The following is a 515-nucleotide window of genomic DNA, read 5'->3' on the forward strand; positions in this document are numbered from 1 at the left end:
AGCTCCCTGCTCCGTAGTAGGCTTCGTAACCCGCAATGACACCGGCTTCTTCAAGCAATTTGCCACCCGGATCAGTAGAGTTTTGTGAAAGGGAGTTATTGTGGATATTGATATTACGTGTGACGGGGCTCCATCCCGCGGTATTATCGTATACGTCGTTATTATAAACGTCAGCGTTCTCGGTATTTTCGATTTCAATACCTGCTACGTTGTACTCCACGAGGTTATTACGTACTACAACATCTTCAGACTGCCCTACATAAATACCTGCATCACGTGAGCCGCAAGAGAATGTATCTTCGATAACGATGTTTTTGGAGTTCACTGGGTATAGGCCATAAGCCCCAGGGCTGTCCGCTAGCAAACGCTTTGGCGTTTCGTCAGACAAACGACCTACCGTCCAAACTGCTGCGACATGAGAAAAATACACGCCATTTGAACCAACCGTTTTGATGCCGTTCTTATTCGTATCGTAAACGCCAAGATCCCGTACCATAAGATCCGAACCGCCTTCG

At 47.2% G+C, this 515-nt stretch carries 1 protein-coding gene; it reads right to left on the minus strand.

Annotated features, from left to right (window positions below; translation table 11 throughout):
* The coding region (locus A3751_RS02295; RefSeq protein ID WP_197466119.1) for a NosD domain-containing protein at positions 1 to 496 on the minus strand (496 nt) is incomplete at its 3' end.
* Positions 497 to 515 lie beyond the last annotated feature (19 nt).

It is taken from the genome of Oleiphilus sp. HI0080 (assembly GCF_001635135.1).